This is a genomic window from Streptomyces sp. NPDC034111 (assembly GCF_055575375.1).
On the sequence record NZ_JBVIST010000017.1, the window covers coordinates 65,636 to 91,674 of the forward strand.

18 protein-coding genes are annotated in these 26,039 nt (G+C 70.5%); 6 read left to right on the forward strand and 12 right to left on the reverse strand.

Going from position 1 to position 26,039, the window contains the following annotated elements; genetic code table 11:
* Positions 1-29: 29 nt before the first annotated feature.
* From ACZ55A_RS28975 to ACZ55A_RS28990, 4 genes are all read right to left on the reverse strand, one after another.
* A complete protein-coding gene (locus ACZ55A_RS28975) occupies positions 30-1,949 on the reverse strand; it encodes an acyl-CoA dehydrogenase family protein (protein ID WP_468846047.1) in 1,920 nt (639 codons plus the stop codon).
* Positions 1,950-2,478: 529 nt separating this feature from the next.
* A complete protein-coding gene (locus ACZ55A_RS28980) occupies positions 2,479-3,939 on the reverse strand; it encodes an aldehyde dehydrogenase family protein (protein ID WP_468846050.1) in 1,461 nt (486 codons plus the stop codon).
* A gap of 284 nt (positions 3,940-4,223) precedes the next feature.
* Complete coding sequence (locus ACZ55A_RS28985; RefSeq protein ID WP_468846052.1) at positions 4,224-5,888, reverse strand: PucR family transcriptional regulator; 1,665 nt, start codon at positions 5,886-5,888, stop codon at positions 4,224-4,226.
* Positions 5,889-6,069: 181 nt separating this feature from the next.
* Positions 6,070-8,562, reverse strand: a complete 2,493-nt coding sequence (locus ACZ55A_RS28990) for an ATP/GTP-binding protein (protein WP_468846055.1) — start codon at positions 8,560-8,562, stop codon at positions 6,070-6,072.
* 288 nt (positions 8,563-8,850) lie between these two features.
* Between ACZ55A_RS28990 and gabT the strand changes: the two genes are divergently transcribed.
* On the forward strand, positions 8,851-10,200 hold the full coding sequence (gabT, locus tag ACZ55A_RS28995; protein WP_468846058.1) for a 4-aminobutyrate--2-oxoglutarate transaminase: 1,350 nt from the start codon (positions 8,851-8,853) through the stop codon (positions 10,198-10,200).
* Positions 10,201-10,745: 545 nt separating this feature from the next.
* Complete coding sequence (locus ACZ55A_RS29000; RefSeq protein WP_468846060.1) at positions 10,746-11,525, forward strand: phosphatase PAP2 family protein; 780 nt, start codon at positions 10,746-10,748, stop codon at positions 11,523-11,525.
* Between the two features lie 128 nt (positions 11,526-11,653).
* Here the strand turns inward: ACZ55A_RS29000 and ACZ55A_RS29005 are convergent, their stop codons facing one another.
* The 6 genes from ACZ55A_RS29005 to ACZ55A_RS29030 form a co-directional block, all read right to left on the reverse strand.
* Positions 11,654-13,069: an NAD(P)/FAD-dependent oxidoreductase gene (locus ACZ55A_RS29005; RefSeq protein ID WP_468846262.1), complete on the reverse strand. Its 1,416-nt coding sequence runs from the start codon at positions 13,067-13,069 to the stop codon at positions 11,654-11,656.
* Between the two features lie 20 nt (positions 13,070-13,089).
* Entirely contained in the window at positions 13,090-13,953 is an 864-nt protein-coding gene (locus ACZ55A_RS29010) for an ABC transporter permease (protein ID WP_468846062.1), read from the reverse strand.
* On the reverse strand, positions 13,953-14,891 hold the full coding sequence (locus ACZ55A_RS29015; protein WP_468846064.1) for an ABC transporter permease: 939 nt from the start codon (positions 14,889-14,891) through the stop codon (positions 13,953-13,955). The genes ACZ55A_RS29010 and ACZ55A_RS29015 overlap by 1 nt, the downstream gene beginning before the upstream one ends.
* Positions 14,888-16,051 (reverse strand): ABC transporter ATP-binding protein, encoded by a 1,164-nt coding sequence (locus ACZ55A_RS29020; protein ID WP_468846068.1) that lies wholly within the window; start codon positions 16,049-16,051, stop codon positions 14,888-14,890. Before ACZ55A_RS29020 ends, ACZ55A_RS29015 begins: the two co-directional genes overlap by 4 nt.
* An 85-nt stretch (positions 16,052-16,136) precedes the next feature.
* Positions 16,137-17,384: a polyamine ABC transporter substrate-binding protein gene (locus ACZ55A_RS29025; RefSeq protein ID WP_468846070.1), complete on the reverse strand. Its 1,248-nt coding sequence runs from the start codon at positions 17,382-17,384 to the stop codon at positions 16,137-16,139.
* Positions 17,385-17,474: 90 nt separating this feature from the next.
* Positions 17,475-18,992, reverse strand: a complete 1,518-nt coding sequence (locus ACZ55A_RS29030) for a gamma-aminobutyraldehyde dehydrogenase (protein WP_468846073.1) — start codon at positions 18,990-18,992, stop codon at positions 17,475-17,477.
* Between the two features lie 201 nt (positions 18,993-19,193).
* Between ACZ55A_RS29030 and ACZ55A_RS29035 the strand changes: the two genes are divergently transcribed.
* Both ACZ55A_RS29035 and ACZ55A_RS29040 read left to right on the forward strand, forming a co-directional pair.
* A complete protein-coding gene (locus ACZ55A_RS29035; RefSeq protein WP_468846075.1) occupies positions 19,194-19,817 on the forward strand; it encodes an NADAR family protein in 624 nt (207 codons plus the stop codon).
* Between the two features lie 13 nt (positions 19,818-19,830).
* Positions 19,831-20,901: an adenosine deaminase gene (locus ACZ55A_RS29040; RefSeq protein ID WP_468846078.1), complete on the forward strand. Its 1,071-nt coding sequence runs from the start codon at positions 19,831-19,833 to the stop codon at positions 20,899-20,901.
* Positions 20,902-21,010: 109 nt separating this feature from the next.
* Here the strand turns inward: ACZ55A_RS29040 and ACZ55A_RS29045 are convergent, their stop codons facing one another.
* The gene (locus ACZ55A_RS29045; protein WP_468846080.1) at positions 21,011-22,192 is read right to left on the reverse strand and encodes a polyamine ABC transporter substrate-binding protein; all 1,182 of its coding nucleotides are present in this window, start codon (positions 22,190-22,192) and stop codon (positions 21,011-21,013) included.
* Between the two features lie 141 nt (positions 22,193-22,333).
* Positions 22,334-23,788 carry a gamma-aminobutyraldehyde dehydrogenase gene (locus tag ACZ55A_RS29050; protein ID WP_468846083.1) on the reverse strand — a complete coding sequence of 485 codons (1,455 nt, stop codon included), beginning with the start codon at positions 23,786-23,788 and terminating at the stop codon, positions 22,334-22,336.
* Between the two features lie 177 nt (positions 23,789-23,965).
* On the opposite strand from ACZ55A_RS29050, the gene ACZ55A_RS29055 reads away from it, so the two are divergent.
* Both ACZ55A_RS29055 and ACZ55A_RS29060 read left to right on the forward strand, forming a co-directional pair.
* On the forward strand, positions 23,966-24,439 hold the full coding sequence (locus ACZ55A_RS29055) for an Lrp/AsnC family transcriptional regulator (RefSeq protein WP_018087114.1): 474 nt from the start codon (positions 23,966-23,968) through the stop codon (positions 24,437-24,439).
* Between the two features lie 2 nt (positions 24,440-24,441).
* Positions 24,442-25,803: an aspartate aminotransferase family protein gene (locus ACZ55A_RS29060; protein WP_468846086.1), complete on the forward strand. Its 1,362-nt coding sequence runs from the start codon at positions 24,442-24,444 to the stop codon at positions 25,801-25,803.
* Positions 25,804-26,039 lie beyond the last annotated feature (236 nt).

A 26,039-nucleotide genomic window follows, 5' to 3' on the forward strand; every position in this document is an offset into this window, starting at 1 on the left:
CGGGCCCCGGGCGTACGGTCGCGGCGGGCTCAGTGGATCGGGCGGTGGACGTTGTCCTTGCGGCTGGGGCCCGGGGTGGCGTCGGCGATCCAGGGGCCGTCGCCGCTGGGGTCGACGACGCCCTCCTCCAGCCAGGCGTAGCTGCCGCCGAGGACGCCGGAGACGACCTTGCGGTCGAGCTCGTCGGTGTTGGTCCACAGCCGGCCGAACAGCTCCTCGATGCGGATCCGGGCCTGCCGGCAGAACACATCGGCCAGCTGCTGCGCCTCGCGGCCGTGCTCGCCGGTCTCGCGCAGGTACTCGGCCCGTACGCAGGCGGCGCTCATCGCAAAGAGCTCGGCGCCGATGTCGACGATCCGGCCGAGGAAGCCCTGTTTGGTCTCCATCCGGCCCTGCCAGCGGGACATCGCGTAGAACGTGGAGCGGGCGAGCTTGCGCGAGGTCCGCTCGACATACCGCAGCTGGCCGGCCAGCAGGCCGAACTCCTGATAGGTACGCGGGAGTTGGCCGGGTCCGGCGACGAGCTTGGGCAGCCAGCGGGCGTAGAAGCCGCCGGCCCTGGCCGCCGCCCTGCCCTTGTCGGCGAGGGTCTTGTCGGGGTCGATGAGGTCGCCGGCGACGGACAGATGGGCGTCCACCGCCTCGCGGGCGATCAGCAGATGCATGATCTCCGTCGACCCCTCGAAGATCCGGTTGATGCGCATATCGCGCAGCATCTGCTCGGCGGGTACGGCACGTTCGCCGCGGGCGGCGAGCGAGGGGGCGGTCTCGAAGCCGCGGCCGCCGCGGATCTGGACGAGTTCGTCGGCCATCAGCCAGCCCATCTCGGAGCCGTAGAGCTTGGCGAGGGCGGCCTCGATACGGATGTCGTTGCGGTTCTCGTCGGCCATCTGGGAGGAGAGGTCGACGACCGCTTCGAGGGCGAAGGTGGTGGCGGCGATGAAGGAGATCTTGGCGCCGACGGCCTCGTGCTTGGCGATCGGCCGGCCCCACTGCTCACGGGCCGCCGACCACTCCCGGGCGACCTTCAGGCACCACTTGCCGGAGCCGACGCACATCGCGGGCAGCGAGAGCCGTCCGGTGTTGAGCGTGGTCAGGGCGATCTTCAGGCCGGCGCCCTCGGGGCCGATGCGGTTGGCGGCCGGGACCCGTACCTGGTGGAAGCGGGTGACGCCGTTCTCCAGGCCGCGCAGGCCCATGAAGGCGTTGCGGTTCTCGACCGTGATGCCGGGCGAGTTCGCCTCTACGACGAAGGCGGTGATGCCGCCCTTGTGTCCCTCGGAGGCGGGCACCCGTGCCATCACCACCAGCAGGTCGGCGACCACACCGTTGGTGGTCCACAGCTTCACCCCGTCGAGGATGTAGTCCTCGCCGTCCGGGACGGCCGTGGTCGCCAGCCGGGCCGGGTCGGAGCCGACGTCGGGCTCGGTCAGCAGGAACGCCGAGATGTCCGTACGGGCCAGCCGCGGCAGGAAGGTCTCCTTCTGCTGCTGGGTGCCGAACAGCTTCAGCGGCTGCGGTACGCCGATCGACTGATGCGCGGAGAGCAGCGCGCCGATGGCCGGGCTGGCGGTGCCGACCAGCGACAGCGCCCGGTTGTAGTAGACCTGGGTGAGCCCGAGACCGCCGTACTTCGGGTCGATCTTCATCCCGAGGGCGCCGAGCTCCTTGAGCCCGTTGACCGTCTCGTCCGGAATCTTCCCCTCGCGCTCGATCCGGGCGCTGTCGACCTTGGTCTCGCAGAATTCCCGCAGTGTGGCGAGGAACTTCTCGCCCCGGCGCACATCGTCGACCGCGGGGGTCGGGTGCGGATGGATGAGGTCGAGCCGGAAGCGCCCCAGGAACAGTTCCTTGGCGAAGCTGGGCTTGCGCCAGTCCTGCTCACGGGCCGCCTCGGCGACCTGGCGTGCTTCGCGCTCGGAAACGTTGCGGATGGATGGAGCGGTCATCAGGAGCTCACCTCGCCGCGGAATCGGGAGTTCTGCGCCGGCGGGCCGGACGGGCCGCTGGAACAGCGCTACTTGTGAGAGTTACCCGATCCGCGCGGGTTGCACCACTGGAGGTACCGGGAGAACAGGTCCCGAGCGATGCCTCCTGGCCATGCGGGACACAGCCGTCGGGGCGGCCTCCGGTCGCCCCGGCGCTCTCCGCCCTTCGGGGGGTGCCGCATACCGCGCCGGCAGTACTCCCGACCGCGTCTCCCCCTTGAGGCAGGCCCCCGGCTCCGCCTCCGACAGGAGGCATCGGCCGCGGCCGCGCCGTACGGTCAAGATCCGGCGTGGGGGGGGGCTGCGCTGCCGGCGGGGGGAGAACGGGGGGGCGCGGCGCGCTCCGGAAACAGGGTGCCGGAGCGCGCCGCGTCAGGGGCCGGCGCCGGGGGGTGCGCCGGCCGGGGCCCGGACGGTGATACGGCCCAAGGGACGGCCGTCGCTGTCCACCGGTCCGGGCCGCGCCGGGGGATATCCGCTCGAGGGCGGGTTACAGCGCCAGCCCGGTGAGGACCAGCACCCGCTCGTAGGTGTAGTCCTCCATCGCGAAGCGCACACCCTCGCGGCCCACACCGGACTGCTTGACGCCGCCGTACGGCATCTGGTCGGCGCGGTAGGACGGCACGTCGCCGATGACCACGCCGCCGACCTCCAGCGCGCGGTGGGCACGGAAGGCGGTCTGCGTGTCGTGCGTGAACACCCCCGCCTGGAGGCCGAACTTGGAGTCGTTGACGGCTGCGAACGCCTCGTCCTCCCCGTCGACCTTCTTGAGGGTGAGCACCGGGCCGAAGACCTCCTCGCAGGCGAGGGTGGCGTCGGCGGGCACGTCCTCCAGGACGGTCGGCGCGTAGGAGGCACCGTCGCGCTTGCCGCCGGCGAGGAGCTTCGCACCCCGCTCCACGGCCTCGTCCACCCAGGCCTCGACGCGCTTGGCCGCGTCCTCGTTCACCAGCGGGCCGACCTCGGTCGCATCGTCCGACGGATCGCCGGTGACCTGCGCCTCGACGGCCGCCACGATCTTCGGCACCAGCCGGTCGTACACGGAGGCGTCCGCGATGACCCGCTGCACCGAGATGCAGGACTGGCCGCCCTGGTAGTTGGAGAAGATCGCGATGCGCTGCGCCGCCCGGTCCAGGTCCGCCTCGGAGGACCAGTCGGGCAGTACGACGGCCGCGCCGTTGCCGCCGAGCTCCAGGGTGCAGTGCTTGCGCGGCACCGAGTCGAGGATGGCGTAGCCGACCTTCTCGGAGCCGGTGAAGGAGACGACCGGCAGCCGCTCGTCCTGGACCAGCGCCGGCATCCGGTCGTTGGGCACCGGGAGGATCGACCAGGAACCGGCCGGCAGGTCGGTCTCGGCCAGCAGCTCGCCGATGATCAGGCCGGAGAGCGGGGTGGCCGGCGCGGGCTTGAGGATGATCGGGGCGCCGGCGGCGATGGCCGGGGCGACCTTGTGGGCGCAGAGGTTCAGCGGGAAGTTGAACGGCGCGATGCCCAGGACCGTGCCGCGCGGGAAGCGGCGGGTCAGCGCGAGCCGGCCGGCGCCACCCGCGTCGGTGTCCAGCCGCTGTGCCTCGCCACCGTTGAAGCGGCGGGCCTCCTCAGCGGCGAAGCGGAACACGGAGATGGCCCGGCCGACCTCACCGCGCGCCCACTTGACCGGCTTGCCGTTCTCCGCGGAGATCAGCTGCGCGATCTCCTCCGTACGCTCCACCAGCCGGCGCTGCACATGGTCCAGCGCGGCGGCCCGCACATGCGCGGGGGTCGCCGCGAACTCCGCCTGGACGGCGACGGAGGCGGCGATCGCCTCCTCGACCTGGGCCTCGGTGGGAACGCTCACCGTGCCGACGAGGCGTCCGTCCCAGGGGGAGGTGACATCGAAGGTGGCGTCGCCGGTGGCCTTGCGGCCGGCGAGCCAGAAGGCGGTGGGGGCTGCATCAGTGTGGATCGGCACAGTGGAACCCGGCCCTTCAGAAGTGGTGGGTGGTGCGCAAGGCTCAGGGAGCGGCTCTGCGATGTGGACTCTGCCCCCACGGTAGGGGTGCGGCGGCGCCAAGGCGTTTGTCCGAAGCGTAGTAATGCGGGGGCGGGCCTCTCCGTGGTGGAGGGGGCACTCGGGGCGGGGGCAACGCCCGGCCAGGGCAGACGTCACCGGGGCCCGGGCACAGCCACGCCCAGGCCTGGTTCAGTCGGCCAGGCGTTCACTCACGGGACCGCCACGTCCGGCGTCACGCGGCGTCACTCCCCCTGCGGCGCCGACGTCGCCTTCAACGCCAGCCACAGCTCCATCCGCACATCCGCATCGTCCAGCGAGCGGCCCAGGATCTCCTCCACCCGCCGCATCCGGTAGCGCAGTGTGTGCCGGTGTACGCCCAGGTCGGCGGCGGCCGCGTCCCACTGGCCGTGCCGGGCGAGCCAGGCGCGCAGCGACGCCACCAGATCGCCGCGGCCGTGCGCATCGTGCTCGCGCAGAGCCCGCAGCAGCCCGTCCGCGAAGGCCCGTACCGCCTCATCGGCGAGCAGCGGCAGCACCGACCCCGCCGCCACGTCCTCGTGCTCGACCAGCGCCCGTCCGCGCCGGCGGGCCACCGACAGCGCCTGCTCGGCCTGCCGGTAGGCGTTGGCGGCCGCTATCGGCCCGGTCGGCGCCGACAGCCCGACCGCCACGGTGGCGCCGCCGTGCGCCGCCCCGTCCCGCCCCGACCGGCCACGCGGCCGCCCCTGCGCACCCGACCGGGCCTGGGCCTCCGCGGCGTACGCGGCACAGGCGTCCGCGGCCGCGCCGCCGTCCGCGACCAGCACGATCAGCCGCCCGCCGTCCGGGACCGCGAGCACCGCCTCACCGGTCCGCGCGGCCGCCGAATCCATCGCGTCGGCGAGCTCCTCCAGCACCCCGGCGGGCCCGGTGCCGACGCCCGAGGACGCGGCCCCGCCGCTCGACGCCTGCTCCTCGGCCGGCACCGGCTCGGCGACCACCATCCGGAACGGTGCGTCCAGCAGCCCCCCGTAGAGACGTCCGGCCACCGCCCGCGCATGGTCCGGCTCCCCCGCGAGCAGCATCTTCAGCACGGCCGCGCCCAGCCGCTGCTCGGCGTCCTGGAGCGCCCGGGACCGCTCGGTGGTCAGCGTGAGCAGCGCGACCGCGGAGTGCACCGCGTACCGCTCGGCCGTACCGAGCCGGGCGCCCGTCCCGACGGCCAGCACACCGCGCGCCCTGCGCCCCGTACCCAGCGACTGAAGCTCGACCCGGTCGTCCCCCTCCGCATCGCTGACGACCGAGCTTGCGGGCGCGGGCCGCTCCCGCAGCCGCCCCACGTCCTCCGCAAGCCGGGCCGCCCGCCGCGCCGCCCAGTCGGGAGCGGCGGCCACCACCGCCCCCGACGCGTCGTAGAGCGCCGCCCAGCCGTCCAGATGCGCCGCGAGCCGGGCCAACAGCTCCGCCGGCCCCTCCGCACTCAGCGCCGCCCGGGTCAGCTCCCGCTGCGCCTCGAAGCCCGCGGTCACCGCGCGGTACTGATCGGCGGCCACCGCGGCCGAAACGGCCTTGCTGATCGCGATGAACGGCGTCCTGCGCGGCACCCCGAGCAGCGGCAGCCCCTCCGCCCGCGCCGCCTCGACCAGCGCCCGCGGTACGTCCTCGTAATTCACCCCGACCGCGAACCCCAGCCCGACCACGCCGGCCTCCGCGATCCGCCGCACATACCGGCGGGTCGCCTCCGGATCCTCCGCGTCCAGCTTGAGCGCGGTGATCAGCAGCAGCTCACCGCCCTCCATGTACGGCACCGGATCGATCAGCTCACTGGCATGCGCCCAGCGCACCGGAACGTCCAGCCGCTCCTCGCCCGCGAGCACACTCAGCTTGAGCGCGGTGTGGTTGACCAGAGAAGCGAGGGTGTGCGGCATGAGACCTTCGATGGCTTTGAAGACTCCGACGACTCGACGCCTTCGACGACTGCGGTCGACAACCGGGCGCCGACCGATACTTTGCGCCGCCCCGTATGAACGGCCCATGTCGATTCTGCCTCAGCGGAGGAATCCGAGGGAGCCCCACTCCCGTGGCTACGCCGGTATGCCGCTACACCGGTCAGGACCGCAGGTCGACGAGTACGGGCGGCGCCGACTCCCCGGTCACGGAGGTCACGGACACCACCGCATGACCGGGCGGCAACGCATTGGCGAGGTCGGAGGCCGACCAGCGCTCCCGCTCCACGGTGCGCACGGTGACGGCCTTGGCGGTCACGTTCTTCCCGGTGACCAACCGCCGGATGGAGTGCAGGACCTTGGTGAACGGCTCGTCGGAGACGATCTGCCGGTCGGTGACATCGCGTGTCTCCACCCAGGCCTTGCCCCACACCTCGGCGAACCGCGCCCCGTCCCAGGTCGTCACGCCCGCGAACGCCATCCGGCAGCCGACCGCCCCGAGCAGCGCACCCCGCAGCGACTCAGGTACGTCGTCCAGCCCCCGTAGGGTCAGCACGGCCCCCGCATTCGCCGTTCGCAGCCGCTGCAGTCCGCGCAGCGCCTCCTGCGTGATCACATGTGACGCGTCGTCAAGCACCAGGCAGGCGAAGACGGACCGGTCCGTCCGGGCCGCCGCGCACTCGGTGAACTGCGCGAGCACCAGCCGGGCCAGGATCCGCGAGGCGTCCGCGTGCCCGCGCTCGGGCAGGTCGATCCGCACCCGCAGAGGGTGGTCGAGGGAGCGCAGGGAGACCTGTCGCGAACGCCCGGTCGGATCGAAGAACTCCGCGAAGGCCGGCCGGTCCAGCAGCGCGATCCGGTCGGCGAGCAGCACTCCGAGGTCCCCGGGCCGCTCGGCCTGCCGCTCCCGCGCGTCCAGCTCCCGCAGCGCACCGTCCTCCTCGGCCGCCTGCAACGCGGTGCGCAGGCCCGCCATCGCTTCCCTGGATCCGTCCAGCAGCTCCCGCAACTCGGGCACCCGGGGGAACCGGCCGTACGCGGTCCGGAACGGCCCGAGCAGCTGCCCCAGCACGGTGGCCGCCCGCCGCCCGTCTCCCCCGGGCATCGCCGCGACCAGGTCACCCACCAGGGCCTCGGCCAGGATCGCGGCCGCCTCATCGGCGTCCGTCGTCCCGCCGTACAGGTCCAGGTCGCAGTCCGCGTCGCGCTGGCCGACCCTGATCACGGCGTCGAAGGCGTCATCGGGCGCGGACGCCGCCCCCGCCGTCCCGACGGACACCACGGCGGCCCGCCCGGAGAGCGCCTGGAGGCACAGGGCCTCCACCAGGGGCCGCACCAGGCGAGAGGTCTTTCCGGAGCCGGCCGGACCGAGCGCCAGCAGCGACGTGCCGAGCACGTCCGGTTCGAGCGCGAAGCCGGTGCCACGCCGGTCGTAGGGATTGCGTGTGTCTTCGGACGCGGTGCCGATCCGTACCTGGGAGGTCAGCAGGTCGTGCCGTGCGGTACGCGTCGTCAGATCCCGTGCCCCCGACGGGTGCAGGCAGGCGGCGGCTCCGGCCTTCCGAACGCTGTCGATGAACGCAGGCAGCCGGCTGGGCTGCGCGCGCACCGACTGCCAGGCACGGCTGAGCCGAGCGTGATCGACGTCGTTCATGAGCCCGGACCGCGCCTCGGACGCCAGGCGGTCGGCGGCCTCAGAGGCGCCGGCCGCACGAAGATCGGCCCACTCGGCCTGATCGACCTCGAGCAGCCGGGCACCGTTCTCCGGGGCCTTTGCGGCATCGGCGGTCGCCCGGCGGCCCGAGGAAACGTAGCGGCGCCACGCTTCGGGCAGACACGCGAACCTGCCGAAGAGGGCCAGCAGCAGCCCCAGGTCGATGAGCGAATAGCTGGTGGCGTAGTAGAAGTAGGACGCCCCCTGCCCCGACACCGGCGTCATGTTCTCCAACTGCAGCATCAGGAGCGACGAATCGGTCGTCTTGTCGATGCACCACTGCCAGAGAAACCAGACGAGCACCAGAGTCACGGCGGCCCGCGCGAGCAGCTGCCCGTCGGGGAGGGAGCCCGGTTCCTTGGGCGCGAGCCAGGAAGGAAGCCGGTCCCAGACCCGGTTCGCCACTGGGGCGATGAGCCGGCGGACAAGCGTGGGCCATCGCCCCACCCTGCCGAAGAGGATGACGATCGCGCCGAGCACAAGCGCCATATAGACGAACGACGAGATGATGTTGGCGTTGCCCGTCTTCCACGAGTCGGGCAGCATCACCTCGCGCGGCCATTTCCAGTAGGGGCCGAGGTAGTCGTTCATCAGCAGCGACCAGACCAGCCAGGCGCACAGGAACGAAATCACCGCTCCGGCGATGAGCTGCGGCACCGCGATCTCTTGCGGTTCGTCCTGTGGTTTGGGTTTGTGCTCGAACGCCCACACGCCCGGCCCGGCCAGTACGCGCGGAGCGCTCAGCCAGGCCATGAAGGGGGACTGCGGAGCAGCGCCGGCCGGGCCCGCGGCAGCGGGCGTCACGCCCGCGCCGCCCGCGCCGGACGGGACGGTGAGCCGCGGTGGCGCACTGGGCCGCGGCGGGGTGTCCGGGGGTGCCGCCGGCCGCGGGACCTGGTCGGAGCGGGTGTTGCGTGCGTCGTGCGTGCCCTCGGTGTCCATCCGGTGCCCCTTGTCCCCCTTGAGCCGTGGCCTGGTGCGTTGTTGGGGCGGCTGCCGGTCGGGCGGCCGCCTTGCCATTGTCATGCCCGCGCTCGCGCCCGCCGGTGCCGGGCGCGCCGTCGCTCAATCTACTGGCCGCGGTCCGTCGCTATGTCCGGTGCGGACAACGCAACACGCGCACTTCTCCCGAACGGAACATGCCAGACCCGCCCGGCCGCCCCTAACCTGCGAGAACAAGACCTCTGTACGAGACCTGTGTACGTTCCCGTTCCACTCCAGGAGACTGCCATGACCGAACTGTCCGGAGGCCCCGGCCTCCCCCAGGAGCGTCGCGTCGTCACCGCGATCCCCGGCCCGAAGTCGCAGGAGCTGTGGGCCCGTAAGCAGGCCACCGTGGCCGGTGGTGTCGGCGCCGTGCTGCCCGTGTTCGTCAAGCGCGCGGGCGGCGGTGTCCTGGAGGACGTGGACGGCAACTCCCTGATCGACTTCGGCTCGGGCATCGCGGTGACCTCGGTCGGCAACAGCGCGGAGGCGGTCGTCCGCCGGGCCACCGCGCAGCTCGCCGACTTCACCCACACCTGTGCGATGGTCACGCCGTACGAGCCGTACATCGAGGTCTGTGAGCAGCTGGCCGAGCTGACGCCGGGCGACCACGCGAAGAAGTCGGCGCTGTTCAACTCGGGTGCGGAGGCCGTGGAGAACGCGGTCAAGATCGCGCGTGCGTACACCAAGCGGCAGGCCGTGGTCGTGTTCGACCACGGCTACCACGGCCGTACGAACCTGACGATGGCGCTGACCTCCAAGAACATGCCGTACAAGCACGGCTTCGGCCCGTTCGCGCCCGAGGTCTACCGCGTGCCGCTGGCGTACCCCTTCCGCTGGCTGACCGGCCCGGAGAACTGTGCGCAGGAGGCCGCCGACCAGGCCATCTCGCAGATCACCAAGCAGGTCGGCGCGGAGAACGTCGCGGCGATCATCATCGAGCCGCTGCTCGGTGAGGGCGGCTTCATCGAGCCGGCGAAGGGCTTCCTCCCGGCGATCGCGAACTTCGCCAAGGAGAACGGGATCGTCTTCGTCGCGGACGAGATCCAGTCCGGCTTCTGCCGTACGGGTCAGTGGTTCGCGTGTGAGGACGAGGGCATCGTGCCGGACCTGATCACGACCGCCAAGGGCATTGCCGGTGGTCTGCCGCTGGCCGCCGTGACCGGCCGTGCGGAGATCATGGACGCCGCGCACGCGGGCGGCCTGGGCGGCACCTACGGCGGTAACCCGGTGGCCTGCGCCGCGGCGCTCGGCTCGATCGAGACCATGCGCGAGCAGGACCTGAACGCCAAGGCGCGGCGGATCGGCGAGATCATGAAGGCACGCCTGACCGCGATCGCCGAGAAGTACGACATCATCGGCGAGGTCCGCGGCCGCGGCGCGATGATCGCGATCGAGCTGGTCAAGTCCGGTTCCAAGGACCCCAACCCGGAGGCGACCGGCGCGCTCGCCAAGGCCTGCCACCAGGAGGGCCTGCTGGTCCTGACGACCGGTACCTACGGCAATGTGCTGCGCTTCCTGCCGCCGCTGGTCATCGGCGAGGACCTGCTCAACGAGGGTCTGGACATCCTCGAGGCGGCGTTCGCCAAGATCTGAGTGTGCCCGGCGTACGGCCCGGGGGACGGCTGCGGTCGTTCTCCGGGCCGTACCCGTTGGCGTGCCCGTTCGCCGGCCGGTCCGGGCTCTGCGCGCGTGCCGCCGGACGCGGGTAGCTGGAGGGGCGGCGTGAAGAAGATGTGCGGGGCCAATGGCGGCCGGGTGATGCGCCTGTCGGATGCGCTCCCAGTGCCGTACGGTTTCTGCAGATGAGAGAAACACCCCGCCCGCAGGGGACTGCGGGTGACGCCCGGTCGGCGCTTCCCCGGCTCCGATCAGGCCGTGCCCTCGCGCACAAGACCGGAACCCCTGGAATGGGGGGCTCCGGGAATCCTCACCGATCGGATGTCCGCCCGCCCCATACCCCCCGGGGCGCGCGGAACACCGGTCAGCACGGCCGCCTCGGAACCACCCCCCCTGTTCCGAGGCGGCCGCCCCTTTTTCCGGTTTTCCCGGGTTCCCCTTGCTCGCCAGGCCGGCGCGGCGCCTCGCCTCTGACGGTCGGTCTCTTCAGCGCGCTGCTCTTCGCCGCGCTCACCTGGCAGGTGGCGGACCACGGCCCGTTGCGCGTCCTCGACGAACGGGTGGGCCGCGCCGTCGCCGACGGCGGACCGTCCTCCTCCGGATCCCCCGTCTCCGCCTTCGCGTCCTCGGCCTTCCCGTCCTCCGTCGCCGAGTTGTTCGCCGATCTCGGCAATACGGTCGTCGCGCTGCCGGTGCTGCTGGCGGTGATGGTGTGGGCGGGGTGGCAGGAGTGGCGTCGCAGGAGCCAGGACGTGGCGGACGGTGGCCGTGCCGGTGTGCGCTGGTGGCTGCCGTCGTGCACCGCCGGGCTCGTACTGGCCGCGGTGCCCGCGCTCGTCGTCCCTCTCAAGCTCTGGCTCGCCCGGCCGGGCCCGCCGCGGATGGCCGGCGGTCCGCACGACGGCTTCTATCCCTCGGGGCACGGCGCCACGGCGGCGGTCGCCTACGGAGTGGCCGCGCTGCTGCTGATACGGGGTCAGGAGGGCCGGCGGGCCGGCCGATGGCGGGACAGGACGAGCACGGTGGTGCTCTGTGCGGGGGTCGTTCTGCTCAACGCCGGTGTGGGTGCCGGTCTGGTCCGCCGCGGCTACCACTGGCCGCTGGACGTACTCGGCAGCTGGTGTCTGGCCGGGGTGCTGCTCGCGGTGTGGTGGGCGGTGTGCGGCCGGTGGTGTTCCAAGGGCGGGCAGCCATCGTGTTCCAAGGCCGGACAGCGGTCGCGGTCCTACGGCGGACAGCGGTCACGGCCCAACGACGGACAGCGGTTGCGGGCCAACGGCGGGCGGCGGGCCGGGGCGTAGCCGGGCGGGGTTGACCGTGGGCGCCGCGCGGCGTGGCGTATGGAAGCGCGTGGGGGCGTGCGGCCTCGATCACGCGACTGCACATGCCCCCACGCCCCAACCCTCCGTGTCAGCTGTCGGATCCCACCTCAGCTGTCGAAGCCCAGGCCCACCTTGTCCATGGCCTTCAGCCACAGATTGCGGCGCCCTCCGTGGGTGTCGGCGCGGGTCATCGACCACTGGGTGATGCCGATGCCCGCCCAGCGCAGCGGCTCGGGCGGGAAGGGCAGTGGCTTGCGGCGCACCATTTCCAGTTCGGTGCGCTCGGTGCGTTCGCCCGCGAGCAGGTCGAGCATCACGTCGGCGCCGAAGCGGGTGGCGCCCACGCCGAGCCCGGTGTAGCCGGTGGCGTAGGCGACCCGGCCGGCGTGTGCGGTGCCGAAGAAGGCCGAGAAGCGCGAGCAGGTGTCGATGGCGCCGCCCCAGCTGTGGGTGAAGCGCAGCCCCTCCAGCTGCGGGAAGCAGCGGAAGAAGTGCCGGGCGAGCTTCTCGTACGTGGCCGGGTGGTGGTCGTACTCGGCGCGTACCCCGCCGCCGTAGCGGTAGACGATGTCGTAGCCGCCCCACAGGATGCGGTTGTCGGCGGTGATGCGGAAGTAGTGGAAGTGGTTGTTGCTGTCGGAGAGGCCCTGGCGGTTCTTCCAGCCGATGGCGGCGAGCTGTTCGTCGGAGAGCGGCTCGGTCATCAGGGCGTGGTCGTAGACCGGGACGACGTACGGGCGTACCCGCTTGACCAGTGAGGGGAAGGCGTTGGTGCCGAGGGCGACTTGGCGGGCGAAGACCCGGCCGTAGGAGGTGCGGACGGCCATGCCGGTGCCCTCGGAGGCGAGCGCGGTGGCGGGGGTGCGCTCGTAGATGCGGACGCCGAGGCCGAGGCATGCCTTCTTCAGGCCCCAGGCCAGACGGGCCGGGTTGAGCATGGCGACGCCGTCGCGGTCCCACAGGCCGGCCAGGAAGGTCGGGGAGTCGACCTCGGCGCGCAGGGCGTCCTGGTCGAGGAAGGTGTGCCGGTCGAGGCCGAGCTGTGCGGCCTCATCGGCGGCTTCCTGGAGTTCGGCGACCTGGTGGGGCTCGGTGGCGATGTCGATCTCGCCGGTGCGCTCGAAGGCGCAGTCGATGCCGTAGCGGGCGACCGCCTCCTCGATGGCGTCGAGGTTGCGGATGCCGAGCTCTTCGAGCGTGGCGAGTTCACCGGGCCAGCGGGCCAGGCCGTTGCCGAGGCCGTGGGTGAGGGAGGCGGCGCAGAACCCGCCGTTGCGTCCGGAGGCGGCCCAGCCGACCTCGGCGCCTTCGATGAGCACGACGTCGCGCTCCGGGTCACGCTCCTTGGCGATCAGTGCGGTCCACAGCCCGGAGTAGCCTCCGCCGACGACGAGCAGATCGCAGGTCTCGTCGCCGACGAGGGCGGGCCGGGCGGCGGGGCGGGCCGGGTCGTCGAGCCAGAAGGGGGTGGGGGCGGCGTCCGCGAGCGCATGGACGGCGGACGTTCCGGACAGGTGCGGCATGGCAGCTCGTGCCATGGTTCTCAGCTCCTCTTGCTCCTCTTACGGCGGTTTCCGGCCAGTTGGCCGACGACTACGCACAACACGGCGACCAGGAACATCGCCGTACCGATGACATTGATCTGGACGGGCGTGCCGCGCTGCGCCGATCCCCAGACGAACATGGGGAAGGTGACGGTCGAGCCTGCGTTGAAGTTGGTGATGATGAAGTCGTCGAAGGAGAGCGCGAAGGACAGCAGCGCGCCGGCCGCGATACCGGGCGCGGCGATCGGCAGCGTCACCCGCAGGAAGGTCTGGGTGGGCGAGGCGTAGAGGTCCTGGGCGGCCTGTTCGAGCCGCGGGTCCATGCTCATCACCCGGGCCTTGACGGCGGTGACGACGAAGCTCAGACAGAACATGATGTGCGCGATGAGGATCGTCCAGAAGCCGAACTCGATGCCCATGTTGAGGAAGAGGGTCGCCAGCGAGGCGGCCATGACGACCTCGGGCATCGCCATCGGCAGGAAGATCAGGGTGTTGACGCCGGCCCGGGCGCGGAAGCGGTAGCGGGCCAGCGCGAACGCGATCAGGGTGCCGAGTACGGTCGCGCCGACGGTGGCCCAGACGGCGATCTGGAGGCTCAGGCCCAGCGAGCCGCACAGGTCGGCGACACCGCACGGATCGGTCCAGGCGTCCGTGGAGAAGTGCTGCCACTGGTAGTTGAAGCGGCCGTTGGGCTTGTTGAAGGAGAAGACCATCACGACGACGTTGGGCAGGATCAGATAGGCCAGGGTGGCCAGTCCCGCGAGCGTGATGATGTTGCGGCGCAGCCAGCGCAGCCCCTTGTTGGGCGTGCGGGCGGCGGTGGGTGCGGCGGTCCCGGTTGCCGTGGTCCCGTTTGCTGCCATCAGACCAGATCCTCCGTCCCGGACTTGCGGATGTAGATCGTGACCATCGCGAGGATGGCCGCCATGAGGATGAAGGAGAGCGCGGCGGCGGTCGGGTAGTCCAGGACCCGCAGGAACTGCGACTGGATGACGTTGCCGATCATCTTCTGGTCGGTGGAGCCCAGCAGTTCGGCGTTGATGTAGTCACCGGCGGCCGGGATGAAGGTGAGCAGGGTGCCGGCGACGACACCGGGCATGGACAGCGGGAACGTCACCCGGCGGAAGGTGGTCGCCGGGCGGGCGTAGAGGTCGCCGGCGGCCTCGTGCAGCCGGGGGTCGATGCGCTCCAGCGAGCTGTAGAGCGGCAGGACCATGAACGGAAGGAAGTTGTAGGTCAGTCCGCAGACCACCGCGAGCGGGGTGGCCAGCACCCGGTGCCCTTCGGTGATGCCCAGGGCGCTGGTGAGGTCCAGGAGGTGCAGCGAGTTCAGCACGCCGACCACCGGACCGCCGTCGGCCAGGATCGTCTTCCAGGCGAGCGTGCGGATCAGGAAGCTGGTGAAGAACGGGGCGATGACCAGGATCATCACCAGATTGCGCCAGCGTCCCGCCTTGAAGGCGATGAGGTACGCCAGCGGGTAGCCCAGGAGCAGACAGAGCGCGGTGGCGACCGCGGCGTAGCCCACGGAGCGGAGGAACTGCGGCCAGTACTCGCCGAGTGCGTCCCAGTAGGTGGCGAAGTGCCAGGTGACCTTGAAGCCCTCTTCGAGGGAGCCGGTCTGGATCGAGGTCGACGCCTGGTAGACGAGCGGGGCGGCGAAGAAGACGATCAGCCACAGGATGCCGGGCAGCAGCAGCCAGTAGGGGACGAGCCGCTTGCGGGCCGGGACCTTGCGGAGGGCGAGCGGTGCGGCCTCGGCCTGCTCGTCCGGCGGCGCGGGTGTCTCGGTGGTGGTCATGCGGCCTCCTCGTCGAGGTCCGCACCGGCCTGGATGTCCTGGGCGGCGTCCAGCCCGAAGGTGTGCGCCGGGCTCCAGTGCAGCACGACCTCGGCGCCGGGGACGAGGCGGCCGTCGCGCTCGATGTTCTGCTCGTAGACGGCGAGTTCGCCCAGGCCCGGCACATCGACGACGTACTGGGTGGAGACGCCGATGAAGCTGGCGTCCTTGATGCGGCCGGGCAGCCGGTTGTGGCCTTCGGTGATGGCGCCGGCGTCGTCGGTGTGCTTGAGGGCGACCTTCTCGGGCCGTACGCCGGCCAGCACCTTCTCGCCCGTACGGGCCGAGGCGCTGCATCGGGCGGCGGGCAGCCGCAGCTTGGCGTCGGCCGCCTTGAGCAGCAGCTCGTCACCGCCGGCCTCGACGACCTCGGCCTCGATGAGGTTGGAGGTGCCCAGGAAGTTGGCGACGAACGTGGTGGCGGGGTTCTCGTAGAGGTCGGCGGGGGCGCCGAGCTGTTCGACCCGGCCGCCGTTCATCACCGCCACGGTGTCGGCCATCGTCATGGCCTCCTCCTGGTCGTGGGTGACATGCACGAAGGTGATGCCGACCTCGGTCTGGATGCGCTTGAGCTCCAGCTGCATCTGGCGGCGCAGCTTGAGGTCGAGGGCGCCCAGCGGCTCGTCCAGCAGCAGCACCTGGGGGTGGTTGATCAGCGCCCGGGCGACGGCGACGCGCTGCTGCTGGCCGCCGGAGAGCTGCTGCGGCTTGCGGCGCGCCATCGGGCCGAGCTGGACCAGGTCGAGCATCTCCTCGACCTGCTTCTTGACGGACTTGATGCCGCGCCGGCGCAGTCCGAAGGCGACGTTCTCGTAGATGTCCAGGTGCGGGAAGAGCGCGTAGTTCTGGAAGACGGTGTTGACCTGGCGCTTGTAGGGCGGCAGGGCGGTGACGTCCTGGCCCGACAGCTCGACGGTGCCGGTGGTGGGCTCCTCCAGTCCGGCGATCATCCGCAGGGTGGTGGTCTTGCCGCAGCCGGAGGCGCCCAGCAGCGCGAAGAAGGAGCCCGCGGGGACGGTGAGGTCGAGCGGGTGGACGGCGGTGAAGGAGCCGTAGGTTTTGCTGATCCCGGTGAGGCGGACGTCACCGCCGCTGCTCTGGGTGTGCGCGTTCTTGGTCATGTCGGTCGTCCCGTGGGTCGGAGGTCGAAGACGGCTCGTGGGGGGGGTGGCGTAGCCGGGCGCGTGGCGCGCCGGTCATATCCGGTCAGGCGCCGGTGAGCTGGGTGAACTTCTCGCTGAACGCCTTGCTCTCCTTGGCGCTCAGGGCGCGGAAGGAGTGGGACCTCTCGGCCATCTCCTCGTCCGGGATGATCAGCGGGTTGCGCGCCGCCTCCTTGTCGATCTTGGCAAGCTCGTCGCGTACGCCCTCCACGGGGCAGACGTAGTTGATGTACGCCGCGATCTTCGCCGCCACCTTCGGCTCGTAGAAGTAGTCGATGAGCCGTTCGGCATTGGCCTTGTGACGTGCCTTGTTCGGCACCATCAGGTTGTCCGTGGACGTCATACAGCCGGCCTTGGGGATGGCGAACTCGATGTCCGGGTTGTCGTTCTGCAACTGGACGACATCACCCGCCCAGGCCACACAGGCCGCGAGGTCGCCCTTGTCCAGGTCGGTGGTGTAGTCGTTGCCGGTGAAGCGGCGGATCTGCTTGCGGTCGACGCCCTTCTGGAGCCGGGCGATGGCCGCGTCGAAGTCGTCCGCGGTGACGTCCTCGGGCTTCTTGCCCATGTCCAGCAGGGTCAGCCCGACGCTGTCGCGCATCTCGGTGAGGAATCCGACCCGGCCCTTGAGCTTGGGGTCCTCCAGCAGCTGGCTGATCGAGTCGACCTTGCGTCCGCCGGTGGCCTTCTTGTTGTACGCGATGAGCGCCGGGATGCCCTGCCAGGTGTAGGAGTGCGCACGGCCCGGGTCCCAGGCGGGGTTGCGGAACTGCGGCGAGAGGTGGGCGTAGGCGTTCGGGAGGTTGGCCGGATCCAGCTTCTCGATCCAGCCCAGGGAGATCATCCGCGCGCACATCCAGTCGGTGAGCACGATCAGATCCCGGCCGGTGTCCTGTCCGTTGGCCAGCTGCGCCTGGATCTTGCCGAAGAACTCGTCGTTGTCGTTGATGTCCTCGGTGTACTTGACGGCTATGCCGGTGCGCTTGGTGAAGGCTTCCAGCGTCGGCCGGTGCTTGCCGTCGTCGGTGACATCGATGTACTCGGTCCAGTTGGAGAAGGTGATGCGCTTCTCCTTCGCCGAGTGGTCCGTGGTCGAGCCCGCGTCCGTACGGCTCGCGGGCGGGATGCCGCAGCCGGACAGCGCCCCCAGGCCCCCCGTCACGGCCGCCATGGCACCGGTCGCGCGCAGCAGCGAGCGGCGGGTCATGGCGAGCCGGCCGCTGGTCCAGCTACGGCGCACGGCGGCCAGTTCGGCCGCGGAGAATGGTTCGGGCTGCTCGTGGTGCTCCATGCGCGGTGCCTTTCAGGAGGGGAGCCCGGCGCGGGGCCGGTGAGGAGGGTGCCGCATGGGGGGTGGGGGGTTCGATCCAGGGGACGGGGGCTAGCCGCGGTCCCCGAAGATCGTGCGGTGCCAGTCCTTCCTGGCGACCGCGGTGTTGTCGTACATGACGTGCTTGACCTGGGTGTACTCCTCGAAGGAGTAGGCCGACATGTCCTTGCCGAAGCCGGACGCCTTGGCGCCGCCGTGCGGCATCTCGCTGATGATCGGGATGTGGTCGTTGACCCAGACGCAGCCGGCGTTGATCTCGCGGGTGGCGCGGCCGGTGCGGTAGACGTCCCGGCTCCAGGCGGAGGCGGCCAGCCCGTAGGGGGTGTCATTGGCCAGCGCGATGCCCTCGTCGTCGCTGTCGAAGGGCAGCACGACCAGCACCGGGCCGAAGATCTCGGACTGCACGATCTCGCTGTCCTGTGCGGCCCCGGCGATCAGTGTGGGCCGGTAGTACGCGCCCTTGGCCAGCTCGTCCTGGGGTGCCTCGCCGCCGGTGACGACGGTGGCGTAGCCGCGCGCCCGGTCCACGAAACCCGCCACCCGGTCGCGCTGGGCGTGCGAGATCAGCGGGCCCAGGTCGGTGGACGGGTCGAAGGGGTCGCCGAGCCGTACGGTCGCCATCAGGTCGGCGACGCCGCTGACGAACGCGTCGTAGAGCGGGCGCTGCACATAGGCGCGGGTGGCGGCGGTGCAGTCCTGGCCGGTGTTGATCAGGGCGCCGGCGACCGCGCCGTGCACCGCGGCCTCCAGATCGGCGTCGTCGAAGACGACGAACGGGGCCTTGCCGCCGAGTTCGAGGTGGAGGCGCTTGACGGTGCCGGTGGCGATCTCGGCGACCCGTTTGCCGACCGCGGTCGAGCCGGTGAAGGAGGTCATCGCGACCGAGCGGTGGCCCACCAGGTGCTCACCGGCGTCCCGGCCGGCCCCGGAGACGATGTTGAGCACACCGTCGGGCAGGCCCGCGCGCCGGGCGGCCTGGGCGAACAGAAGCGAGGTGAACGGGGTGATCTCGGCGGGCTTGAGGACGATGGTGTTGCCCGCGGCGATGGCCGGCAGCACCTTCCAGGCGGCCATCTGGAGCGGATAGTTCCACGGCGCGATGGAGCCGACGACACCGACCGGCTCGCGGCGGATCACCGAGGTGTGGTCGGCGCTGTATTCGCCGGCCGCCTTGCCCTCCAGATGGCGGGCGGCACCGGCGAAGAACGCGGCGTTGTCGATGGAACCCGGCACATCGAACTCGGTGCTGAGCTTGATCGGCTTTCCGCAGTTCAGCGATTCGGCGTAGGCGAGATCGGCGGCGTCCTCGGCGAGCGCCGCGGCGAAGCGGTGCAGGGTGTCGGAGCGCTCGCCGGGCGTGGCGCCGCCCCATTCCGGGAAGGCCCGCTCGGCTGCCTCGACGGCCGCGTCCACCTCGGCCGTACCTGCAAGTTCGTAGGAGTACACCGTCTCGCCCGTGGCCGGGTCCACCACGGCCTGCGTACGGCCGGAGGTGCCGCTGCGCAGACTGCCCGCGATGAATTGCGCGCCCTCGGCGAAGCGCTCGGTGACATCGAAACGGTGATCCATGGTGCTCTCCTCCGCCGGGTGCCGGGGCCGCTCAGCGGCACTGGCTGGCGTAGCTACTTCCGGAATTGATGGCCGATCTTGACAGAGGAAGGCGCCCTCAACAAGGGATTCCGTTGTTGCCTTTTGGTTACGCGACGGATTCTGCGATTTCGGGGTGGGCGACCCCGACACGTTGTCAGTGCCCGCTGACAGAATCCCGGCATGATGCACGACAGCACGGGGGCCGCCCCGGAGATCACCGCCGGGCGGAGCACGGACGGGCCGCGTTCGGTCGAGGAACTGCGCCGGGAGACCGCCGCCGGCAGACGCCACAAGTACGTCCATTTCTGGGGCCACAGCCCACGGCGCGACGGCAGCCTCGGCGCGAGCTGCTTCAGCCAGTGGTGGCCGTCCCCGTTCACCGTCGACGGCGTCGGCTACGCAACCGCGGAACACTGGATGATGGCCGGCAAGGCCCGTCTGTTCGGCGATGCGGACGCGGAGCGTCGCGCGCTCGCCGCGAAGCACCCCAAGCAGGCCAAGGACGCCGGGCGCAGGGTCCGCGGCTTCGACGAGGCGACCTGGCAGCGGCACCGCTTCGAGCTGGTCGTCACCGGCAGCCTGCACAAGTTCGGGCAGGACCCCGCCCTCCAGGAGTATCTGCTGGGCACGAACTCCCGGGTGCTGGTCGAGGCCAGCCCGCTGGACCGGATATGGGGCATCGGCCTCGCCGCCGACGACGAGCGCGCCGCCGACCCGGCGCGCTGGCGTGGGCTGAATCTGCTGGGCTTCGCACTGATGGAGGCCCGCCAGCAGCTGCGGGAGGCGGCCGGGCGGCAGCCATAGCTGCCCGCATAGCATGACCGGGCCGCTCCACGCGCCCGGCGCACTCTTCGACCAGGAGGAACCGTTGTCCGATCTCGATGCCTTCATCGCGGGTCTGCCCAAGGCGGAGCTGCACGTCCACCATGTCGGATCGGCCTCGCCCCGCATCGTCGCCGAACTGGCCGCCCGGCACCCCGACTCCGCCGTCCCCACCGACCCCGAAGCGCTGGCCGACTACTTCACCTTCCGCGACTTCGCGCACTTCATCGAGGTCTACCTCTCCGTCGTGGACCTGATCCGCGACGCCGAGGACGTCCGGCTGCTGACGTACGAGGTCGCCCGGGACATGGCGCGTCAGCAGATCCGCTACGCCGAGCTGACGATCACGCCCTTCAGCTCCACCCGCCGCGGCATCCCCGACGCCGCGTTCGTCGAGGCCATCGAGGACGCCCGCAAGGCCGCGGAGTCCGAGCTGGGCGTGGCGCTGCGCTGGTGCTTCGACATCCCCGGCGAGGCGGGCCTGGAGGCGGCCGAGGAGACCGCCCGGATCGCCTGCGACCTACAGCCCGAGGGCCTGGTCTCCTTCGGGCTGGGCGGCCCCGAAATCGGCGTCCCCCGCCCGCAGTTCAAGCCGTACTTCGACCGCGCCCTCGCCGCCGGGCTGCACTCCGTACCGCACGCCGGGGAGACGACCGGCCCCGGCACGATCTGGGACGCCCTCAACGACCTGCGCGCCGAGCGCATCGGCCACGGCACGAGCGCCACGCAGGACCCTGAGCTGCTGGCCCATCTCGCCGCGCACCGCATCCCGTTGGAGGTCTGCCCCACCTCCAACATCGCGACCCGCGCGGTGCGCACCCTGGAGGAGCACCCCCTCAAGGAGATGGTCGACGCGGGCGTCCTGGTCACGATCAACAGCGACGACCCCCCGATGTTCGGCACCGACCTCAACACCGAGTACGGCGTCGCCGCCCGCCTGCTGGGACTGGACACCACGGGCCTCGGCGCACTGGCCAAGAACGCCGTGGAGGCCTCCTTCATGGACGCCCCCGCAAAGGCCCGGCTGGCAGCCGAGATCGACGCCTACACAGCATCGTGGCACTGAGCGCCACAGCGTCACACCGTCACACAGCACGGGGAACTGATTACTCTCCGTAATCGTTGCCGGAACAAGGAGGCGCGACACGGCAGAGGGCACCGCACGGCCAGCACGCTCACAACCCCACGATCCCGTTCCACTCCCTCGCGAACGCGGTCCGCTCCTTGGACGTGATGTCACGGGCGATCGCCAGCCGCTTGCGCATCGCGTCGTCGGGGAAGATCAGCGGGTCCTCGGCCAGCGCGGCGCGCTCCTTGTCCTTGGAGGAGGCCAGGACGTCGCGCGCGGCCGGGACGGGGCAGACGTAGTTGACCCAGGCGGCCAGCTCGGCGGCGACCTCGGGCTCGTAGTAGTAGTCGATCAGCTGCTCGGCGTTGCGCTTGTGGGCGGCGAGGTTGGGGACCATCAGGCTCTCTGCCCACAGCTCGGCGCCCTCCTGCGGCACCACGAACTCGATATCCGGGTTGTCCGCCTGGAGCTGGATCACATCGCCCGAGTAGGCCTGGGCGGCGAGCACATCGCCGGAGTCGAGGTCCTTGATGTAGTCGTTGCCGGTGAAGCGCCGGATGTGGCCCTTGCGTACCAGCCCACGGAGCTGGTCGGTCATCCGGTGGAAGTCGTCCGCGGTCCAGCGGGTGATGTCGACGCCCTGGCCCTGCATCAGCAGGGCGAACGCCTCGTCGAGTCCGGACAGCAGCGTGACCCGGCCGCGCAGCTCGTCCCGCCACAGGTCGGAGGTGTGCTGGATCTCCCGCCCGAGCCTGCGGCGGTTGTAGGCGATGCCGGTGATCCCGGACTGCCAGGGCACGGAGTGCTTGCGGCCGGGGTCGAAGTGCGGGGTGCGCAGCAGCGGATCGAGGTACCTGGCGACATGCGGCTGAGCGGACCGGTCCATCTCCTGGACCCAGCCCAGCCGGACGAACCGGGCGCACATCCAGTCGCTGATCACCATGAGATCGCGCCCGGTGCTCTGGTGGTTCATCAGCCCGGGGCTGACCTTGCCGAAGAACTCGTCATTGTCGTTGATCTCCTCGGTGTACGTCACGGAGATCCCGGTGCGCCGCCGGAAGGTGTCGAGGGTGGGCCGGCGCTGTTTGTCGTGGTCGTCGACGTCGATGTAGAGCGGCCAGTTGGCGAAGACAAGGGCGCGGTCCCGGGCCGAGCGATCCGTACCCGCCCGGTCCGCCGCCGCGACGTACGCCGGCGGCACCCCGCATCCGGTCATGGCGGCCAGCGCCCCCGTCCCGCCCATTGCGCCCATGCCCCGGAGCAGCGCCCGCCGCGAAAGATCAGCCATGGCGAGCACTCTCACGTGCCGCGGGCGGAGGCGGCAAGCGACAGAGCGTCAGTTGCCGGGCCTCCGCCCGCGACGGTGTGTCGAGCGTTGCGTGCCGCTCGACGGTGGTGAGCCCCCGGCCGGCGGGACCGGCCGGCCGGCTCAGCCGTCCAGCGAGGTCATCACGTGCTTGATGCGGGTGTAGTCGTCGAAGCCGTAGGCCGAAAGGTCCTTGCCGTAACCGGACTTCTTGAATCCGCCGTGCGGCATCTCGGCGACCAGCGGAATGTGGGTGTTGATCCACACACAGCCGAAGTCGAGGCTCCTGGACATCCGCATGGCGCGGGCGTGGTCCTTGGTCCACACCGAGGACGCCAGCGCGTACTCGACGCCGTTGGCCCACTCCACCGCCTGCTTCTCGTCGGAGAAGGACTGGACGGTGATGACCGGGCCGAAGACCTCGTGCTGGATGATCTCGTCGTCCTGCTTGAGGCCCGAGACGACGGTCGGGGCGAAGAAGTAGCCCTTCTCGCCGACCTGCTCGCCGCCCGCCTCGATCTTGGCGTGCGCGGGCAGCCGCTCGATGAAGCCCTTGACCTGGTTGAGCTGGTTGGCGTTGTTCAACGGGCCGTAGAGCACGTCCTCGTCGTCGATCGCGCCGGTCTTGGTTTCCGCGGCCTTCTTGGCCAGCGCGGCGACGAACTCGTCGTGGATGGACTCGTGGACGAGCACCCGGGTCGCGGCCGTACAGTCCTGGCCGGCGTTGAAGTAGCCGGCGACCGAGATGTCCTCGACGGCCTTGGGGATGTCGGTGTCCTCGAAGACCACGACCGGCGCCTTGCCGCCCAGCTCCAGGTGGACCCGCTTGAGGTCCTTGGACGCGGACTCGGCGACCTGCATACCGGCGCGGACCGAGCCGGTGATCGAGGCCATCGCCGGGACCTTGTGCTCGACCATCAGCCGGCCGGTCTCGCGGTCACCGCAGATGACGTTGAAGACACCGCGGGGGTGGCCGAGCTCGTCCAGCACGCTGCCGATGATGTCGGCGATCAGCACGGTCGAGGCGGGCGTGGTGTCGGACGGCTTGATGACCACGGCGTTGCCCGCGGCCAGCGCCGGGGCGAACTTCCAGACGGCCATCATCATCGGGTAGTTCCACGGTGCGACCTGGGCGCAGACGCCGACCGGCTCACGGCGGATGATGGAGGTGAAGCCCTCCATGTACTCGCCGGCCGAGCGGCCCTCGAGCATCCGGGCGGCGCCCGCGAAGAAGCGGATCTGGTCCACCATCGGCGGGATTTCCTCGGAGCGTACGAGGGCGATCGGCTTGCCGCAGTTCTCGGACTCGGCGGCGATCAGCTCCTCGGCCCGCTCCTCGAAGCGGTCGGCGACCTTGAGGAGCACCTTCTGGCGCTCGGCCGGGATGAGGTCGCGCCAGACGGGGAAGGCGGCCTCGGCGGCAGCCATCGCCGCGTCCACGTCGGCGGCGCCCGAGAGCGGGGCGGTGGCGTACGCCTCACCCGTCGCGGGGTTGACCACCTCCGTGGTCCGCCCGTCGGCGGCGTCCCGGAACTCCCCGTCGATGTAGTTGCGCAGACGACGCAGTGCGGTGGTCACTGTGCGCCCCCTTCAGTCAGATGTCCGTTGGTATGGACCCACCCTAGCCAGGGAACCCACGTTTTCAACACACCCGCCACTCAGGAACAACGGAATCAGTGAATTTTCGAGCCCATCACGACTAATTTCATCGATTCGGGGTTGCGAGACTGACGAGGCTCGTGCACAGTGAGGGACGTGGCCACTCGTGACAGAAACGGCACTCCGTCGATCGACTCCGTCTCCCTGGCGATCATCGAGCAGCTCCAGGAGGACGGGCGCCGTCCGTACGCCGCGATCGGCAAGGCCGTGGGCCTGTCCGAGGCGGCGGTCCGACAGCGCGTACAGAAACTGCTCGACCAAGGCGTGATGCAGATCGTCGCGGTCACCGACCCCCTCACGGTCGGTTTCCGCCGGCAGGCAATGGTCGGCATCAACGTCGAGGGTGACCTCGACCCCGTGGCCGACGCCCTGACGACCATGGAAGAAGTCGAGTACGTCGTCATGACGGCAGGCTCCTTCGATCTCATCATCGAGATCGTCTGCGAGGACGACGACCACCTCCTGGAAATGATCAACAAGCGGATCCGCACGCTGCCCGGCGTCCGATCCACCGAGAGCTTCGTGTACCTCAAGCTCCGGAAGCAGACCTACACCTGGGGAACGAGATAGCAATGAGTCGCGACCTCTCCAAGACGGCCTACGACCACCTGTGGATGCACTTCACCCGCATGTCGTCGTACGAGAACGCCCCCGTGCCGACGATCGTGCGCGGCGAGGGCACCAACATCTACGACGACAAGGGCAAGCGCTACATCGACGGCCTCGCCGGCCTCTTCGTGGTCAACGCCGGCCATGGCCGGGTCGAGCTCGCCGAGACCGCCTACAAGCAGGCGCAGGAGCTGGCCTTCTTCCCCGTGTGGTCCTACGCCCACCCCAAGGCCGTGGAGCTCGCCGAGCGGCTGGCCAACGAGGCCCCCGGCGACCTCAACAAGGTCTTCTTCACCACCGGCGGCGGCGAGGCCGTCGAGACCGCCTGGAAGCTGGCCAAGCAGTACTTCAAGCTCGTCGGCAAGCCGATGAAGCACAAGGTGATATCCCGCGCGGTGGCCTACCACGGCACCCCGCAGGGCGCCCTGTCGATCACCGGTCTGCCCGGTCTGAAGGCCCCCTTCGAGCCGCTGGTCCCCGGCGCGCACAAGGTCCCGAACACCAACATCTACCGCGCCCCGATCCACGGCGACGACCCCGAGGCCTTCGGCCGCTGGGCCGCCGACCAGATCGAGCAGCAGATCCTCTTCGAGGGCCCCGAGACCGTCGCCGCGGTGTTCCTGGAGCCGGTGCAGAACGCCGGTGGCTGCTTCCCGCCGCCGCCCGGCTACTTCCAGCGGGTCCGCGAGATCTGCGACCAGTACGACGTGCTGCTCGTCTCCGACGAGGTCATCTGCGCCTTCGGCCGCCTGGGCACGACCTTCGCCTGTGACAAGTTCGGCTACATCCCGGACATGATCACCTGCGCCAAGGGCATGACCTCGGGCTACTCCCCGATCGGCGCCTGCATCATCTCCGACCGCCTGGCCGAGCCGTTCTACAAGGGCGACAACACCTTCCTGCACGGCTACACCTTCGGCGGCCACCCGGTCTCCGCGGCCGTCGGTGTCGCCAACCTCGACATCTTCGAGCGCGAGGGCCTCAACCAGCACGTCCTCGACAACGAGGGCAACTTCCTGAACACCCTCCAGAAACTGCACGACCTGCCGATCGTCGGCGACGTCCGCGGCAACGGCTTCTTCTACGGCATCGAGCTCGTCAAGGACAAGGCCACCAAGGAGTCCTTCAACGAGGAGGAGACCGAGCGCGTCCTGTACGGCTTCCTGTCCAAGGCGCTGTACGACAACGGTCTCTACTGCCGCGCCGACGACCGTGGCGACCCGGTCATCCAGCTCGCCCCGCCGCTGATCGCCGACCAGCCGGTCTTCGACGAGATCGAGCAGATCCTGCGCACGGTCCTCACCGAGGCCTGGACCAAGCTCTGACCAGCGCATTTCCCGGCGCGCCGACTCCCGGTGCGCCGGGAGCCGGCTGACGAATACCAGCCGGCCGCTCCACAACAGAACACCTCCGGCTCAGATTCACTCACTTCAAGCCATACGAGTGAATCTGGGCCGTTGTGCTGCCAAGCGACGAATACCGGGGGTCACCAGTACTTACCGTGCTAGTGACCGATACCCTCCATGGTCGTTCACCCGCTCGGGGAACGAGTCGACGCGAA